The following is a 17,801-nucleotide window of genomic DNA, read 5'->3' on the forward strand; positions in this document are numbered from 1 at the left end:
AAATTTTCTTAATCTGTGAGAGAAAAATTTAATCCTTGTGTTTTTAAGGCGCAGGGATTTTTTATGTAGTAAAGTTTTCGTATGTTAGCATTTACACTACAAAATATTTTCATGAAGAAACTACACTACATTTTATTAATTTTTATTTCCAGTTTCATTTATTCCCAAAATAATTTTGAGATTGATCTTACTTCTGATCCATATGTTAATGACAGTCTTATTCTGGGAGCTCCGATGACGAGAAAAGGATTTGGAGATCTGTACACATTCGATATAAAACCAAATAAAAATATTTCAAAATTTGGGTCGGATCATTCCCTGTATTTTATAAAAGTTAAAAAAGAAAATCTTATCAATGGCTTTATAGAATATCCTCAACCGGTAGCTTTTGTTTATCTGGATAAAAAGAATAAATCTGCTTTGGGAACAAAAATATTTTTTCTGGAAAAAGGAAAATATAAAATTGATGTGCCACAAGATATCAATTTCTTAGACTTAACTATAAACACTCCTACCAATAGAGAATATAGAGTTTTGCAGAAAGCATTGGAAAAATTTTATATAAAATCAAACAATCCCTATCAACAAGATAGTCTAACAAGTCTGGACAAAAAGCAGGAATTTCTTGCACAATACATCAAGAAAAATCCAAATTCGTATGTTGCGTTATGGGAAATTGTAAATGATTATACTCAGTACAATTATCACCCTGATTATTTGAAAAACATGAATTTATTTTCAGTAAAATTCAAACAAAACAAATTATACAAGGGCGTCGAATCTCATTTAAAGGCAGAGCAATCCACTTCTATCGGACAAAAGATTCCTGATATTTATTTTGATAAACAGAATAAACTGACTTCTGAAGATTTCAAGAAACATAAATTAACTTTTATCGATTATTGGTCTACCACCTGTGCTCCATGCATAAAAGGAATGCCAGAAATTGTCAATTTATACAATGATTATAAAGATAAAAACGTAAACTTCATTACCATTACGGACGAAAGCACCACCAAAAGAATGGAATTGGCTATATCTATTTTAAAGAAGAACAATGCCAATTGGGTCAATTTCTTTGATGTGAATAAAGACTTTCAAAAGAAGTTAAATGCAACAGGTTATCCTCTTCATTTAATTATTGACGAAAACGGAAAAATAATTGCAAGGATCAGAAACAATATTGAAGAAGCCAGAAGTATCATTAAAGAATATCTACAGTAGTATTTAAAATAAAAAAGCAGTCCCGTAACAGACTGCTTTTGTTTTATGCTTTCAACCATTCCGATTTGGAAAGGTAATTCTGATCAGGATAATAGATAAAGAGAAGATTCCTTCCTTTTATCGTATTAATGATCGGTTGAGTCAGATCTCTTGGAACAGCGGGGCACCCCCAGCTTCTTCCGATTCTTTTGTGCATTGCTGCAAATTCATCACTTACATAATCTGCACCGTGCATTACGATCGCCCTTCTGTAAGCCGCATCATTGAACCCTTTATCCATTCCCAGCAATCTCAGAGAAAACCCGTTGTCTCCGTTATACGTTGCATCGGTAATGTAAAATCCTAAGCTGCTTTGAAGCGAACTTTCCGTATTGGAAAAGTTCGTTGCAAACTCTTCACCCGTGTTTTTTCCGTGGGCAACCAGCGAATTGAATAATACTTTCTTTTCATTAATATCAATTACCCAAAGTCTTTTTGTATTGGAGGACATAGAAAAATCGCATACTGTAAGTAAATGCGACTCCGAATTAAGCAAACCAGCTTTCTTCAAATTCTCAAAACCTGTTAAAGCTTTAAAGAAAACTTCTTCGTTAAGTTCATGCCCTTGCTCAAATGATATAGACTTGTATAATTCTTCTGATGAAGATACTGCTTTTTCAACAGTTTTCTCAGATTTCGTGGCTACTCTTTCAATTTTTTTTGTACTTATTTCATTCTTTACAATTGCCTTTCTTGGAGACAAATAGAATGAAGTAGTTACCATGTAAACAATACTTAATAAACTAAAAAATCCTTTCATTCAATATTATGTTAAATCCAAATTAGTCAGCAAATGTATTAAAACATAATTACTTAACAGGAATAACTCCACAAAGTTTAACTCAATTTAAGAAAATTTAACTTCCTGATTCTGTGAATAAAAGCCTCTTATTTTTCAGAATCAGGAACAAATTCCAGACTTATAGAATTCATGCAATAGCGTAGTCCTGTAGGTTTCGGGCCATCATCAAATATATGTCCCAAATGCGAATCGCATCTCTTGCAAAGCACCTCTACTCGATCCATACCATACGTTAAATCTCTTTTATAATATACCCCTTCCTTATCAGCTTCAAAGAAACTCGGCCATCCGCAGCTGCTTGAAAATTTCGTCGTCGAACGGAATAAATGATTTCCGCAAACTGCACAATAATATTCTCCCAATTCATCAAAATCGTTGTATTTTCCGGTAAAAGCTCTTTCTGTTGCCGCTTCTCTTGAGATTGCGTATAAATCCGGAGCAAGGATCTTTTTCCATTCTTCATTGGGAATATCGAGTTTCGCAGTCTCGGTTCTGGAATAGTATGGATTGTTTTTTGCTTGGTTTTCCATAGGATTATTTTAACTGTTTTTGAAATTTAAATTAAACCACAAAAGTCACAGAAGCTTTAAGCCTTTTTAAAAGAAAAATCAAAGATTTAAAAAAAATGTATTTGATCTTTTGTGACTTTTGTGGTGAGAATAAATCATAAGTTCACAACCAAATTTACTAAATTTGAGCATATGAATGATGAAGCCAAAAGAAAACAATTAAGGAAATATAAAGCATTTGCCACCGGATTATTTCTTCTGATGGCGGTAATTTTCATTATAACCACTCTTTTACAGAAGACCATCGATTCTCATTGGATCGGCTATGTCAGAGCATTTTCCGAAGCCGCAATGGTTGGTGCTTTAGCAGACTGGTTTGCCGTTACTGCATTATTCCGCCATCCGCTCGGTTTACCCATTCCACATACCAACCTGATTGAAAACAGCAAACAGAGATTGGGTGACAACCTGGGAAGCTTTGTAGTCAATAATTTTCTATCGCCTCAAAATATCCGTCCTTACATCCAGAAATTAAAAATTTCGGGTTTTGTAGGTGAATGGCTGGTAAAGGAAAAAAATCAGGAGATTCTCATTAAAAATTTTTCGGATATTGTTCTAGATATTTTGAACAAACTAGATGATTCTGAAGTGAGTCATTTCATCAGCAAAAAGGTTTCAGAAATGACAGATACGATTAAACTAAATGTCATTCTCGGAAACGGGATCACTTATCTTTTGGACAAAAATGATCATCAGAAAATGATCACCAATCTTTCTTCTCAGATTAAGAATTATATCCTTGAAAATGATGAAATGATCCAGGAACGTGTAAAAAAGGGAAGTTATTCCTTTATTCCTGCTTTTGTTGACAATAAAATTGCTGATAAAATTGCAAGTGGACTTTCAGATTTTTTCAAAGAAGTTGAAGAAGACGCCAACCACGAAATCAGAGCTTTGGTTACCCGGAAAATTTATGAGTTCTCCAACGAACTAAAACAGGATCCGAAATGGGAAGATGAATTTAAAAATATTAAAAATGATCTTTTAAAGGGTAATAAACTTGATGAATATTCAAGTGATATCTGGATTTCCATAAAAAATACATTGAAAAAAGAATTACAGGAAGATCAGTCTTCTTTAAAAAATTATATTTCAAAAAACCTGAACGAATTTTCACAAAACCTGAAAACCGATGAAGTCCTTCAACATAAAATTGATCACTGGATTCGCGTAACGGCTTATAAGTATATCCTGAAAAACACCCATCAGTTCGGAAACCTTATTAGTTCAACCGTTGGAAACTGGCAGGGAAAAGAATTAAGCGAAAAACTGGAACTGGAGGTGGGGAAAGACCTTCAATTCATCAGAGTTAACGGAACTTTGGTCGGTGGATTGGTAGGGTTGATTATTTATACTATTTCCCATTTTTTCCTTTAAAAAAGAATATCTGTTTTTGTAACAATATGACTTGTCATTCTGAATATAAACTGAAGGTTTACGAACGATGTTCAGAAGTGTAATGAAGAATCTATTAATAATGACTTAGATTTCTCCTTTCATCGAAATGACAATCTCTAACGTTTTTGCAATAAAAAAGAGAGTAAAAACCCTCTTCTGATTTATTTTGGTAAACGACTTGCTCTCGTTAAAATCGCTTTATTAATATTATTAATCAATTCAGGACCTTCGTAGATAAAACCTGTATACAACTGAACCAAAGTTGCTCCCGCATCCAGTTTCTCCAACGCATCTTTTGCAGAATGAATTCCCCCGACTCCGATGATCGGGAACGCTCTGTTACTTTTATCCGAAAGATATTTGATCATTTTTGTACTTCGTTCACGGATGGGTTTTCCGCTTAAACCTCCATTTCCGATTTGTGCTAAAACTTCAGGAGAAGTTTTCAGCCCTTCTCTGTTAACTGATGTATTGGAAACTACAATTCCGTCGATCTTTGTTTCAGCAATCAATTCAATAATTTCATCAAGCTGATTGTTATTCAAATCCGGAGCAATTTTCAATAAAATTGGTTTTTGCACAGCTTTTAACTGGTTGATTTTCTTAACTTCAGTAATCAGTTCACGAAGATATTCCACATCTTCCAGTTTGGCGTGGCTTCCTACATTCGGACAGCTCACATTCAGTACAAAATAATCTACATAGGGATGCAGTCCTTCAAAACAGTCAAGATAATCCTGCGTGTAGTTTTCCGGAGCGGTATCTGTATTTTTCCCGATGTTTCCACCGATGATTATTTTTCCTTTATTACATTTCAGTTTTTCGATGGCAGCTTGTAGCCCATCATTGTTGAAGCCCATTCTGTTGATAATTCCACCATCTTCAATGAGTCTGAACAATCTTTTCTTTGGATTTCCTGCTTGAGCTCTTGGAGTTACCGTTCCGATTTCTACAAACCCGAAACCTAAATCTCCCAATTCGTTAAATAAAACTGCATTTTTATCAAAACCGGCAGCCAATCCTACAGGATTTTTAAATTTTAATCCGAAAACTTCCCTTTCCAGACGTTTGTCTTGAATAGGTTTTGGGAAAAATAATTTAGTGAGAAATCCAAAATTCTTTAGCATTGAAAAAGTAAAGTGATGTACTTCTTCAGGATCGAATTTGAAAAGAATTGGACGAATGAGCGATTTGTACATTGAAAAAAAGTTTTACAAAAATACTCATTTTAAAATTAATGTTTGGTTACTACATGATATTTTATGGAAAAATGTATTATAAATACTGTCTATATTCCAATATAATTGATTACCTAATCATTTGTAAAGGAAGACTTTGTTTAAACGCAAAGGCCGCAAAGATTTTTTTGACTACTATTCGTTTTTAAGTTCGCAAAGGCGTTTCACTTAACTAAGATCTCAGAGGAAGAATTAAGAATATGCGCTTAAATCTAAATTCAAAATGTTCCCTACTCTTTTGAATTCGTCATCAATAGTAGCATTTACAGTAATTCTTTCATTAGAAATCGGATGATTAAAAATCAATTGATGAGCATGAAGTGTCATTTTGTTAATCCCAAATGTTTGAAGCCACAATTTGTTTTGTTTATTACAGCCATGTTTTCGACATCCTAAAATCGGATGTAAGATATGTTTAAAATGTTTTCTCAACTGATGAAACCGCCCTGTTTCAGGAATCGCTTCTACCAGACAATACCTTGAAGTCTGATGCTTTAAAAAAGGTAAATCGATTTCCGAAGTCTGTAAACGATGATAATATGTAACGGCGTTTTGTTTGACTTCATTTTCGTTAACTAAATCGTAATCGATTGTTTCTTCTTCTTTTGCCCAACCTCTGAGAATGGCGATGTATTTCTTTTCAACTACCTTTTCCTCAAATTGAGAACTCATCATTCTCAGTGTGTCTTTATCTAAAGTAAACAATAATACGCCCGAAGTTTTTCTATCTAACCGATGTACAGGATAAACTTTTTGTCCAATCTGCTTTTTCAACTCCTGAATTGCGTAAGTATCTGCATCTCCCGAATAAAAAGACTTGTGAACCAACAATCCGCTGGGTTTGTTGATGGCAATAAGATGTTCGTCTCGATAAAGAATTTCTAACATGGGGCAAAAGTAGAGATTTTTCAGTTGATATTTTTAGCTCTGATTGAATGGCATGTTTGAGTTCATTTCTTTGATTTGGTTGCGGCGGCGGAGCCGCCGCAACCAAATCATAAAAATAGCGAGTAGCGAAAGCAGGTTCCCAGCTCCTGGGAATTTAAATTTTAGATTTCAACTAAAATTCTTTACATTGGTAAATACAAGAAAGTTAAAATTATGAAAGAATATTCTAATTTTTTCACAGCATTAATAATTATTTCGATTGTTATGGCTACCATCACATTGGCAGTCACAGATCCAAAAAAACATAAAATAATAAGAATAACTTTACTTGTCATTGCTGCTGTTTTTTTGATCGCCGGATTAAACGGGTATTTTTTAATAATGGTATCTAATGTAGGTTCTTCCTGAGATTCATATTTTCCCGATAAAAAACATTATTTTTGCACTTTAGACGATTAAAAAATTATGGCAAAGCAAGAAGATGTTTTCAAGAAAGTGATTTCTCACGCGAAAGAATATGGTTTTATTTTTCCTTCGAGTGAGATCTATGACGGTTTATCGGCTGTTTATGATTATGGACAAAACGGTGCTGAATTAAAAAATAATATCAAACAATATTGGTGGAAAGCGATGGTACAGCTTAACGAAAATATTGTCGGCATTGATTCAGCAATTCTGATGCACCCCACAACATGGAAGGCATCGGGCCATGTAGACGCTTTCAACGATCCTCTGATTGATAATAAAGATTCTAAAAAACGTTTCAGAGCAGACGTTTTGGTGGAAGATTACTGTGCTAAAATTGAAGATAAAGAGAACAAGGAAATCGAAAAGGCAGCAAAAAGATTCGGAGAGTCTTTTGATAAAGATCAGTTTGTTGCGACGAATCCAAAAGTATTGGAATACAGAGCAAAAAGAGAAGCTATTCTTTCAAGGCTGGCAAAATCTCTGGAAAATGAAGATCTTGCTGATGTAAAAGCTTTAATTGAAGAATTGGAAATTGCTGATCCGGATACGGGCTCTAAAAACTGGACAGAAGTAAGACAATTCAATTTGATGTTCGGAACTAAACTGGGAGCCTCTGCAGATTCGGCGATGGATCTTTATTTAAGACCGGAAACCGCTCAGGGGATTTTCGTTAATTTTTTGAATGTTCAGAAAACTTCACGTCATAGGCTTCCTTTTGGTATTGCCCAAATCGGAAAAGCATTTAGAAATGAGATCGTTGCAAGACAATTCATTTTCAGAATGCGTGAATTTGAACAAATGGAAATGCAGTTTTTCGTTGCTCCGGGAACAGAGTTGGAATTCTACGAACAGTGGAAACAAAAACGTCTCAACTGGCACTTGGCTTTAGGTTTAGGTAATGAAAATTACAGATTCCATGATCATGAGAAACTGGCTCACTATGCCAATGCTGCAGCAGATATTGAATTTAATTTCCCATTCGGATTTAAAGAACTGGAAGGTATTCACTCAAGAACGGATTTCGATTTAAAAGCTCACGAAGAATTTTCGGGAAGAAAACTTCAGTTCTTTGATCCTGAAAGAAATGAAAATTATGTTCCTTATGTTGTGGAAACTTCGGTTGGTTTAGACCGATTATTCCTTGCTATATTCTCTCATTGTTTAAGAGACGAAGTATTGGAAGACGGTTCAGAAAGAACAGTTTTATCTTTACCACCGGCTTTAGCGCCCATAAAAGCTGCCATTCTTCCATTAATGAAGAAAGACGGTTTAGCAGAATATGCAGAGCAAATCTTCAACGACCTGAAATACGATTTCAACTTATTCTACGAAGAAAAAGACGCGATCGGAAAACGCTACAGAAGACAGGATGCGATCGGTACGCCTTACTGTATCACCATAGATCACGATTCTTTAACAGACCACACCGTGACGATCAGAGACAGAGACACGATGGAACAGGAAAGAGTTCCGGTTTCTGAACTGAGAAGAATCATCGACGAGAAAACGAATTTCAGAAATTTACTTTCAAAAATATAAATGTATAAAGCCCTGATTTCTCAGGGCTTTACTTTTTATCGCCTATGTCTTATTTTGTTATTCTCATGTAATTTGAATCATAACCATAATTCTAAAAACAGATAAAACAAAAATTTGAATTTGGAACCCTTAGAAAATAAATCATTTCATTCCATGTTTTTAAAATTATTTTAAATTTGTTAAAGATCAAATGATATGATAATCTTCTTCTACTTCATTACGGGTATTATTGCTTTGGTAGGCATCATGTACCTTTCAGGGTATGCCTATCTTTTTAACGGGATTTCAAAAACCTATCTGCGCGGGAAATCCAGTGCCAATATTGATGATGGTAAGTTATTCTCCAGTAACCCCGTCACTACGCAAATGCCCAAACTCTGGGAAGAAGCTGCTGAATATAATAAAACAGAATTACCGAAAAATATAGTTGATGATTTAACTCAGTCCAATACCGCTTCTTTTCTTGTTGTAAAAAACGGAAAACTGGTTCATGAACAATACTGGAACGGCTATAATCAACTCTCAAAAACCAATTCTTTTTCTATGGCAAAGGCGGTTACCGTAATGCTTTTGGGAAAGGCTCTGGAAGAAGGTAAAATAAAAAGTATTGATGATAAATTTTCCGATTATTTTGAAGAATTTAAGAATAAAGAATTCGGAAATCAATTGACACTTAGAAATTTAGCGCAGATGGAAGCCGGCCTGAACTGGGATGAAGACTATAAAAATCCTTTTTTACCCAATGCAAAAGCGTATTATGGAAAAAGCCTTATCGACGCTACTTTTTCAAGGAAATTCAAAGAAAATCCAGGTGAAAGGTTTGAGTACCAAAGCGGATCTACACAGCTCCTCGGTTTTGCTGTGAGAAAAGCCATCGGTCAATCATTAGCAAGCTATTTATCAGAAAAATTCTGGATTCCTTTGGGAATGGAACAACATGCGGAATGGAGCACCGATGAAAGCGGGATGGAAAAAACATACTGCTGTATTCATTCTAATGCACGAGATTTTGCCAAACTGGGACAATTATTTTTGGATGACGGAAAAGCAGATAACCAGCAGATTTTGAATCTTGATTTCATTAATCAGATGAGAACACCAACTAAAAAATCTGAGGATATTTACGGAATGGGGTTCTGGATCAATAATGATAATCCCATAAAACATTATTATTTCCTAGGACTTCAAGGACAATACATTATCATGATCCCTGAGCACAATATGGTCATCGTAAGAACAGGAAGCTACAACAATCTTCCAAAAACAGACAGGGGAAGACCGGATCAGGTGAAATTTCTCGTGAATGAAACCGTATCATTATTTCAGTAGTATCTATGGAAAAATACAATACAAAAGTCGATGAATATATTGAGAAATCCCAGGATTTTGCAAAACCTATTTTAAACTATATCCGGGAAACCGTTCATGAGGCATGCCCTCATACGGAAGAAGCCATCAAATGGAAGTTCCCCACTTTTATGTATCAAAATAAAATCCTTTGTTCGATGGTTTCATTTAAGCAGTATTGCAGCCTGGGATTTTGGCTGCATGACTCCATGAAAACACTTAAGAACATTGAAACCGATGTCGAAAAAACCAATATGTTCAGCTTGGGAAAAATCACTAAAGTGGAAGATCTCCCTGCAAAATCTCTACTGAAAGAAATGATTTTGGAAGCCATGGAACTTACGGATATGGGAGTTACCCTGAAAAAGGCACCTCCTTCCAAAACGGAAACCGAAGTTCCTGATTACTTCCAGGCTGCCCTGAAACAAAATAAAAAAGCTTTAGAAGTATTTACAAAAGGTTCACCGTCTTTCCGTAAAGAATACATCAACTGGCTCACAGAGGCTAAAACGGAGGCTACCAGAAATAAGCGAATGGAGCAGGCTATAGAATGGCTTTCTGAGGGAAAAGCAAGAAACTGGAAGTATATGAAAAAATAATTTAGGAAAGTAAATAGAACCATTCATATAATATCTCAAAACACGAATCTCGCATTTCTCTAACTAAATTCTTAGTGGAACCTAAAATTCGCTTCAGGAAGGGTATTATTTTTTAAAAATGCTTCATACTCCGGAGATAATTTTGCACGTCCGAAAGTATTTTGTCCGCTCATGCTTCCGAGGCGTACTTTATCTTTTCCGAATTTTTTATTCATCGCATCCATTGCTTTCATTACCGGCAAATGCTGATTTTGGGTATCCTCTTCAAAAAAACTGATCTGCCTTTGATCTTCAGGAACAAAATCATTGACAAAAACTCCCGCTCTTTTGTAATGAAAACCTTCTTTATAAATGGCTTCAAATAATTCATTCACCACTCTCCCTATCAGAATTGATGAATTTGTAGGATTAGGAAGAATTTGGGTCATAGCCTTTCTATATTCGGGGAGGTCTTTCCTGAAACGGTTGGTTTGCACAAAAACCGTTACCATTTTACAGCAGGTATTTTGTTTTCTTAAACGTTCCGAACAATACATTCCAAAAGTTTCTACACGCTCCCGAACCTCTTCTTTTGTTGTCAGCATTTCCATAAAACTTCTGGTCACTGCAATTGATTTTTTCGGAGATGGAACATCCAGCTCTAATTGACGGATTCCTTTTAGTTCATTCACCATTCTTACACCATGGATTCCCATAATTTTACGAACCCACATTTCCGGTTTCTGTAATAAATCCCAGGCTTTGAAAACTCCATTGTCCTGCATTTTTACAGCCAATCGTCTTCCGATTCCCCAAACATCTCCTATATTAAGCCATTTTAAAGCTTTTTCAATTTTTTCAGGAGTATCTAAAGCAAAAACTCCATTAAATCTTTCAGGATCTTTCTTCACAATTCTATTGGCGACCTTACAAAGTGTTTTTGTAGGAGCAATTCCAATACTTACAGGAATTTTTTCTTTATCATAAATTTCATTTTTTATGTCAATACAGTAGTCGTAAATATTAATGTATTTAAAACTTTTAAGATCCAGAAACAGCTCATCGATAGAATACACTTCAAAATCAGTTTTGTCAACATACGCTTTCGAAATTTCAATAACACGCTGGCTTTTAAAATTATACAACTCAAATTTTGCAGAAAAACACTGTACATCATGCTTTTTGAAGAGTTCTTTATATTTAAAAGCAGGAGCCGCCATTGGAATTCCCAGGTCTTTTGCTTCTTTACTTCTGGATACAACACATCCGTCGTTGTTGGAAAGTACCACAACGGGTTTATTATTGAGTTCCGGATTCAAGGTTCTCTCACATGAAACAAAAAAATTGTTGCAATCGACTAAAGCATACATGATTCAAAACTGCATTTCAATACACAAAATTATGATTTTTAAAACAGAAAAACTGTAATTATTTAAAATTTTAAAACTAAATTAAACAACTGATTTACAAAATATTAATTTATTTTAAACACGTCAAGTTTTGTCGCTATACAGGCTTAATTTTGTTTTCCAAAAACGCTAAAAATTTGATACTATGGATAAAGTAACGCTACAGAGGATTGAAAAACTTCACCCCTACGTAAGAGATGAAGTGAAACAAATTATTAAGGAATGTGGTGAAGCCTTAACCGGAAGGGCCAAAGTAAGAATTACACAGGGCTTAAGAAGCTTTGAAGAACAGGAAAAGCTATATGCTATCGGAAGAATTACCTCTGGGAAAAAAGTGACCAATGCCAAAGCCGGTCAAAGTATTCACAATTATGGGCTTGCTGTTGATATCTGTCTGATCATCGACGGAAAAATCGCAAGTTGGGACACCGTAAAAGACTGGGATAATGATCGGGTCGCGGACTGGTACGAATGTGTGAAAATTTTTGCAAAACACGGCTGGGATTGGGGCGGAAACTGGAAGACCTTTAAAGACCTTCCTCATTTTGAAAAGAAGAATATTCCCACCAAGAAAGGACTGGTGAAAACAAACTGGAGAACATTAATGAAAATGCCTATTGATAAAGAAAATTATGTGATTTTTTAAGTCTATTTTATTTTAAATTATTTTTAATACGACACGTTCTGTCGCCTTCCCGAACTATTTTTACTGTATAGAAAAACAACAAAATATCCTTGTATAATAAGTTAAAACCAATAATTATTTTTAAAAAAGTTATTGGTTTTACTTGCCTAAAGGACAAAAGTGTTTCTAGAAAAAGTAAAAAATCATATGAAAAAGACAACCATTCTTTCTTTAGACGGCGGCGGAATCAGAGGAATTGTCACCTGTATTATTCTGCGCTACATGGAAGAACAGCTGCAATTGCTTGACCATCCCACTGCAAAGCTCGGCGATTATTTCGATCTTGTTGCGGGAAGCAGTACCGGAGGATTAATTGCATCCATTATTCTATGTCCCGATGAACACCGGAAGGCAAAATATTCTATCCAAAAAGGACTGGAATTATATGCTGAAAAAGGGGGAGACATATTTCAGGTATCTTTTTGGGAGCGTTTAGTAAATCCTTTCGGATTACTGAATGAAAAAATATCGCAGGAAGCCCTTGAAAAGAATTTAAATGACTTTTTTGGAAATCTAGAACTTAAAGAATTGATAAAACCCTGCTTAATCACAAGTTATGATATCGAAAACAGAAGGGCAAAATTATTTAACTCGTGGAACGCCTATTTAAGCACCGATAATTTTTATGTAAAAGATGTCTGCAGGGCTACTTCTGCAGCACCGACTTATTTTACGCCGGTTCAGATCAGATCCATGTACGGACAGATCTTCAGCCTTATCGATGGAGGAATGTTTGCCAATAATCCGGCACTTTGCGCGTATGCCGAAGCGAGAAAAATTCCTTTTGCGGAAGTGTTGAAAAATCATCAGAAAGCCAATCACCCGACTGTAAATGATATGATTATTGTTTCGATCGGGACCGGAATTGAATCAAAGTCTTATTCTTTCAAAAAGCTTCAAAAAGCCGGCAAAATCGGTTGGGTAAATCCTATTATTGATATCCTAATGTCAGCAAATGCTGAAACTGTAGATTATCAGCTTTGTCAGATGTTTCAAACATTAGGATCAAGAAATCAGAAAAATTATTATAGAATTAATCCGTCTTTAAAAAATGCTTCTCCGGCAATGGATAATGTAAGAAGATCCAATATTGAAAACCTGATACAAGCGGGACTAAGCTATATTGACGACAACAGAGATATTTTAAATCAAATTGTTCAGAAATTAATTAAAAGCAAAACATAAGCTTTTTAGCTTATAAAATATTAATATAAGCTATTTTGATTATATTTATTACAGTAGCTTATATATTTTATTCTGATTTAGAAGCACTTAAAAAAGATAATTATTTTTTCTCAAATATTTAATCACGTCAAGTTTTGTCGCTTCTCACCTCTACTTTTGAGGTATAAATAAAAACACAAAAATTCATTATTAAAAACTAAAACATAACTTTTTGAATTCAACATTCCCTAATGATGAACAGCCAAAATTCTGTTCAAACCTTAATGAAAAGCTCAAACAACAAGGCATGGAAATATCAAAATCTGATTCGCATATCTCTTTAGATGAAAATCTTTACACCATAGAATGGAACGACATTGAAAATATGGAGATCGATTACGACAATTATCTTAATGACATCGAAAACTTTTTCCGAGAAGATTTTGAGAAAGATATCCTTGAAGAAGATATGTAAATCTTGTTTTTAAAGCACAGTTCAGAAGCTTCCAACAATTTCTTTTGATACTTACGTAGTACACCAATCCATTCAATAATATCTCAAATACCCTTTGAATTAACCATTCACACCATGTTGGACAGCCTGAACTGTGTTTAAAATCAAACTAAAAGAATACCATGAAACAAAAACTATAAATAAAGTGGATGTCAAACCACTCAAGAAATAGAAGTGATCTTAATGAACAAGACCCTCAATATTAACTTTTAAAACCCAAAAATTACAAAATGGCAGAAAACGAAACTCCTGCAACGCCGATTGCAGAAAACACACCAACACAAACTCTTTTCAGATTTGTAAGTTTGAGAAGTCCGCAACTTTCTGATGATAAGGAGCAAGACAAAAGATTTATTTTAATTCCGGATGCTTTAAAAACAGATAACCATTTTTACATCCCCGTTACAACAGGAACAGGAGCTAAAAAAGATCTTTTAAAGAGATATGCAGCAGATTACAAAGTGACATCTGAATGTATCAATGATGTAAATTATCTAAAAAATGACTTTGGTGATCTTTACAATTTTGCCACATGGTTGGCAAGAAATAAAAGTACCTCTACTTATGCAAAATTTGTTGCCAAGAAAGAAGAAATATTCCCTCCTATTTATGCACTTCCAGAGCTCACTCAACTGTGGAATAATTTAATCTATCAGGTGGTTACCCAGAAAGATTTCTACATTAAGGAAGTTGTTATGCAAATGTTATTGGCTCTGCATACTTTATCTGTAACTAATGAAGCAGATTTCAAATTGGCCGTAACGGCAAGAGTAGTCCTTCCAAAAGAACTAATGGTAGATGAAAGTCCTTCTTTATCTCCAATTGCTTCAAGAATTGCTGACGGTGCAGTAAAAGAAAGCTTTCCAACTGAGGAAATGAAGCAACAACAGGCAATTTCAGCTGCGAAAACAAAACTTAGCAGGATTGAAGGCTTAAAAAGGAATCTTACTACTGTTGAAAAGCAATATCAAAAAGAATATCAGGCAGAGTATAAAATCCAAAATGAAGCCCATCAAACAAGAATAGAACCTCTTATTCAGGAATATAATGAAGCTGTTGAAGCAGCAAGGGCAGAATATTGCGGAGTAAGACCGCCCGGAACAGAATACAATCCGGAAGACCCTTGCCAACAACCGAGAGAAATCCCATTCCCTAAACTTCCAACCTTTGAATTTAATTTCAGAGATGAAGTTGCTGCAGAATCTTTAGCCAACTCATTAAAACCGGAAAATATTGAATCATTACTGGATGTCTTAGGCTATAAATTTGAGCAAACAGCATCACCTACCGAACGTTCTTCAGAGCAGGATATTGCTGATCTTGAGGCATCATTGGAAGGCAGAAATACATTTGCAGAAATCACTTCAGCAATCAATGAAGCTGTAGAAAAGCTTAACAATACAATCCTTGAAAATACACAAGGAAGTGAAGAAACCTACACAAGTATCGGAGGTATAATTGTTCCTGTCGCAAGAACAATTTCTGTTCCTTTCACCTATCAGGTTTGTCCAAAATTTGTTTATAAAGCGTATACTCAAGACTTAGCTTTAACTGTTCCTGATTCATCGTGGGATGTAAGCTACATTTCTTATAATTTGATTCCCAAGAATTCACCAACAAGTATTGATAGCGATTACTTTGTGAAATCAAGAAGCGGAAATACCATTTTCTTAAGTGATATGCATTACCCTGGTGTAGATTTTTACAGTATTCAGGATGCTACTTTGAGAGTAAAAATTGTTTTTTCTAACGGGAGAAGTACAGAAATTCTAGTTCCAGGAATTCAGGCAAGAGCATGTAGCTCAGGCTCATTTGAACTAGAGGTTGAGGAAGGACAACCACCAGTAGCTATTGAGGATGAAAATACTTTCATTCCTTCCGGATTTGGATTCAAAAATATTGGGGTTGCAGATTATTTGAAAGTCGAACAAAGTACTCATGCTTACGTAGAGGGTGAAGTTGCCCATATCGAAAACGTAATGGCCAGAGAATATCGCGAGAAATCAACCAGAAGATTACGAAGAAGTGAAAATACTACAACCTCATCTACCGATACGGAAAGAGAACAACTTACCGATACAACGACTGCCAATCGTTTCGAAATGCAAAGTGAGGTTTCAAAAATTTTACAAGAATCAAAAGATGTCAATGTACAGGCTCATTTCGATGCCAGCTGGAAAACAGGGGCTGGTCCTATGGCCGCAAATATAAATACAGGCATAGCCGGAGGTTATTCCAGTCATTCATCAAAAGAAGAAAGCACAAGACAAGCAGTTACACAAGCTCAGGATATTACTTCTAGAGCAATGGACAGAATCGTTACAAAAGTTCACGAAGAAAGGATTGAAAAAATCATTGATGAATTTGAAGAAACAAATTCTCATGGCCTAGACAACAGAAAAGGAGATAAACATGTAGTAGGCGTTTACAGATGGGTTGATAAGTTGATGAAAAATCAGATTTATAACTATGGTAAACGTATGATGTTTGAATTCATGATTCCCGAGCCTGCCAAGCTTCATTTGCTAGGAATGGATAACATTAAAAGTACTGATCAAACAGACTTGATAAAACCTATCGATCCACGTGCTGCCGGAAATATGCAAATTAATAATTACAGTGAATTAACTGAAATAAAGTTAAAATACTGGGTAGGAAAATATAATGTTGAATTGGATGAAAAACAGGCTGATGTTTATTATTTAAGTAAATCATTTAGCGATAGAGATCCTTCATTTGGAGGTTCTGATGATAGTAAAATTCAAATTGTCTCAGGTGCTGGCGAAATGGAAATCCCTCAAGGATATGAAGTTCAAGAAGTTGATTACAAATTCAACACATATCCTCACGGTTTTAACGGAAGCCACCAAGCATTTATGACAATTGCTGGAAAAAGTACTTCTTGGATTACTTCTATCTACAGCACACAAATTGGGGGAACTTTAAAAGACTTTAATGTCAGAGAAAAACTTGCTTATTCTTTCACAACTGGTGAAAGTCCAATTATAAACGGTAGTATCAATGCTAAATGTGTATTAACTCCTGAAGCTAAAACAGCTTGGCTACAAAAAGCATTCAATGCAATTATTAATGCATATGAAGAAGCTCTTGTTGAATATAACAATGCTATTTCCGAAGAAAATAACAAAGCTGTACAAATCAAAGATTCAAATCCTAATTTCTACAGACAGCTTGAAAATACTGTATTGCGTAAAAACTGTATTTCGTATATGGCAGACAGAGCCACAGATTCTACGCATGGCTATGGTTTATCGGGATTAACCCAAGGAAGTACTTTTAAAGACTATGAAACTAAACTTTCGTCAAACTTAGATAAATATACTGCTTTCGTAAAATTTATGGAACAGGCTTTTGAATGGGATAATCTTTCTTATTACCTGTATCCTTATTATTGGGGAAACAAACAAAACTGGACAGATCTTTACCAGGCGGAAAATACAGATCCTTTATTCAGAGCTTTTTTACAAAGTGGAATGGCAAGAGTGATTGTAACGGTTCGTCCGGGGTTTGAAGATGTCGTACAGTTCTATTTAGCAACCGGAAAAATCTGGAACGGTGGTGAAGTTCCTGTAATCGGTGATGAACTTTATCTTTCAATCGTTGACGAAATGAAGCAGCCAAAAGGAGAAAAACAAGGAAAAGCCTGGTTAACAAGACTTCCTACAACATTGAATATCCTTCAGGCAGAAAGTATCGGATTGAAAGTAGCACATGCATTACCATTTACAGCCGAAAATCCGGATGATTTTGAAGTTCCTTCTGAAGTCATTACTGAAGAAAAATTCAATTTTGATACGAATGAGAATCTTTTGGGAGGTGAAAACGGTGGAGATGAGAAAATCATTTCAGGAGACTGGATCTAATTATCAATAATCTTTTAAAAGGCAGAGCCTTAACTCTGCCGTTATTAAAAAATTC

General features: G+C 35.0%; 15 protein-coding genes. 10 read left to right on the forward strand and 5 right to left on the reverse strand.

Annotated elements, in window-relative coordinates; genetic code table 11:
- The first annotated feature begins 111 nt into the window (after window positions 1–111).
- Complete coding sequence (locus CLV73_RS13250; RefSeq protein WP_157798796.1) at window positions 112–1,224, forward strand: TlpA family protein disulfide reductase; 1,113 nt, start codon at window positions 112–114, stop codon at window positions 1,222–1,224.
- 43 nt (window positions 1,225–1,267) lie between these two features.
- Here CLV73_RS13250 and CLV73_RS13255 read toward each other — a convergent pair whose 3' ends face one another.
- Window positions 1,268–2,023, reverse strand: coding sequence for a murein L,D-transpeptidase catalytic domain family protein (locus CLV73_RS13255; protein ID WP_100377360.1), 756 nt, complete (start codon window positions 2,021–2,023; stop codon window positions 1,268–1,270).
- A 128-nt stretch (window positions 2,024–2,151) separates the two neighbouring features.
- The gene (gene msrB / locus CLV73_RS13260; protein ID WP_100377361.1) at window positions 2,152–2,595 is read right to left on the reverse strand and encodes a peptide-methionine (R)-S-oxide reductase MsrB; all 444 of its coding nucleotides are present in this window, start codon (window positions 2,593–2,595) and stop codon (window positions 2,152–2,154) included.
- Between the two features lie 171 nt (window positions 2,596–2,766).
- Between msrB and CLV73_RS13265 the strand changes: the two genes are divergently transcribed.
- Window positions 2,767–4,011: a DUF445 domain-containing protein gene (locus CLV73_RS13265; RefSeq protein WP_100377362.1), complete on the forward strand. Its 1,245-nt coding sequence runs from the start codon at window positions 2,767–2,769 to the stop codon at window positions 4,009–4,011.
- A 182-nt stretch (window positions 4,012–4,193) separates the two neighbouring features.
- Here CLV73_RS13265 and CLV73_RS13270 read toward each other — a convergent pair whose 3' ends face one another.
- Together CLV73_RS13270 and CLV73_RS13275 are read right to left on the reverse strand one after the other, a co-directional pair.
- Window positions 4,194–5,231 carry a quinone-dependent dihydroorotate dehydrogenase gene (locus tag CLV73_RS13270; RefSeq protein ID WP_100377363.1) on the reverse strand — a complete coding sequence of 346 codons (1,038 nt, stop codon included), beginning with the start codon at window positions 5,229–5,231 and terminating at the stop codon, window positions 4,194–4,196.
- Between the two features lie 231 nt (window positions 5,232–5,462).
- The gene (locus CLV73_RS13275) at window positions 5,463–6,158 is read right to left on the reverse strand and encodes a pseudouridine synthase (protein ID WP_100377364.1); all 696 of its coding nucleotides are present in this window, start codon (window positions 6,156–6,158) and stop codon (window positions 5,463–5,465) included.
- A gap of 213 nt (window positions 6,159–6,371) precedes the next feature.
- On the opposite strand from CLV73_RS13275, the gene CLV73_RS13280 reads away from it, so the two are divergent.
- The 4 genes from CLV73_RS13280 (at window position 6,372) to CLV73_RS13295 (ending at window position 10,111) form a co-directional block, all read left to right on the forward strand.
- The gene (locus tag CLV73_RS13280; RefSeq protein WP_100377365.1) at window positions 6,372–6,566 is read left to right on the forward strand and encodes a hypothetical protein; all 195 of its coding nucleotides are present in this window, start codon (window positions 6,372–6,374) and stop codon (window positions 6,564–6,566) included.
- 57 nt (window positions 6,567–6,623) lie between these two features.
- Complete coding sequence (locus CLV73_RS13285) at window positions 6,624–8,165, forward strand: glycine--tRNA ligase (RefSeq protein ID WP_100377366.1); 1,542 nt, start codon at window positions 6,624–6,626, stop codon at window positions 8,163–8,165.
- Between the two features lie 195 nt (window positions 8,166–8,360).
- Entirely contained in the window at window positions 8,361–9,494 is a 1,134-nt protein-coding gene (locus CLV73_RS13290) for a serine hydrolase domain-containing protein (protein WP_100377367.1), read from the forward strand.
- Between the two features lie 5 nt (window positions 9,495–9,499).
- A complete protein-coding gene (locus tag CLV73_RS13295) occupies window positions 9,500–10,111 on the forward strand; it encodes a YdeI/OmpD-associated family protein (RefSeq protein ID WP_100377368.1) in 612 nt (203 codons plus the stop codon).
- Window positions 10,112–10,182: 71 nt separating this feature from the next.
- On the opposite strand, the gene CLV73_RS13300 is transcribed toward CLV73_RS13295, so the two are convergent.
- Window positions 10,183–11,460, reverse strand: a complete 1,278-nt coding sequence (locus CLV73_RS13300; RefSeq protein WP_100377369.1) for a Y-family DNA polymerase — start codon at window positions 11,458–11,460, stop codon at window positions 10,183–10,185.
- 184 nt (window positions 11,461–11,644) lie between these two features.
- Here CLV73_RS13300 and CLV73_RS13305 point away from each other — a divergent pair, with 184 nt between their 5' ends.
- From CLV73_RS13305 to CLV73_RS19040, 4 genes are all read left to right on the forward strand, one after another.
- On the forward strand, window positions 11,645–12,145 hold the full coding sequence (locus CLV73_RS13305) for a M15 family metallopeptidase (RefSeq protein ID WP_100377370.1): 501 nt from the start codon (window positions 11,645–11,647) through the stop codon (window positions 12,143–12,145).
- Window positions 12,146–12,331: 186 nt separating this feature from the next.
- A complete protein-coding gene (locus CLV73_RS13310; RefSeq protein ID WP_100377864.1) occupies window positions 12,332–13,369 on the forward strand; it encodes a patatin-like phospholipase family protein in 1,038 nt (345 codons plus the stop codon).
- A 211-nt stretch (window positions 13,370–13,580) separates the two neighbouring features.
- Window positions 13,581–13,823, forward strand: coding sequence for a hypothetical protein (locus CLV73_RS13315; RefSeq protein WP_100377371.1), 243 nt, complete (start codon window positions 13,581–13,583; stop codon window positions 13,821–13,823).
- Between the two features lie 269 nt (window positions 13,824–14,092).
- Entirely contained in the window at window positions 14,093–17,746 is a 3,654-nt protein-coding gene (locus CLV73_RS19040) for a hypothetical protein (RefSeq protein ID WP_185116776.1), read from the forward strand.
- The last annotated feature ends 55 nt before the right edge of the window (window positions 17,747–17,801 follow it).

The sequence above is a fragment of the Chryseobacterium geocarposphaerae genome, assembly GCF_002797535.1.
Lineage (GTDB): Bacteria > Bacteroidota > Bacteroidia > Flavobacteriales > Weeksellaceae > Chryseobacterium > Chryseobacterium geocarposphaerae.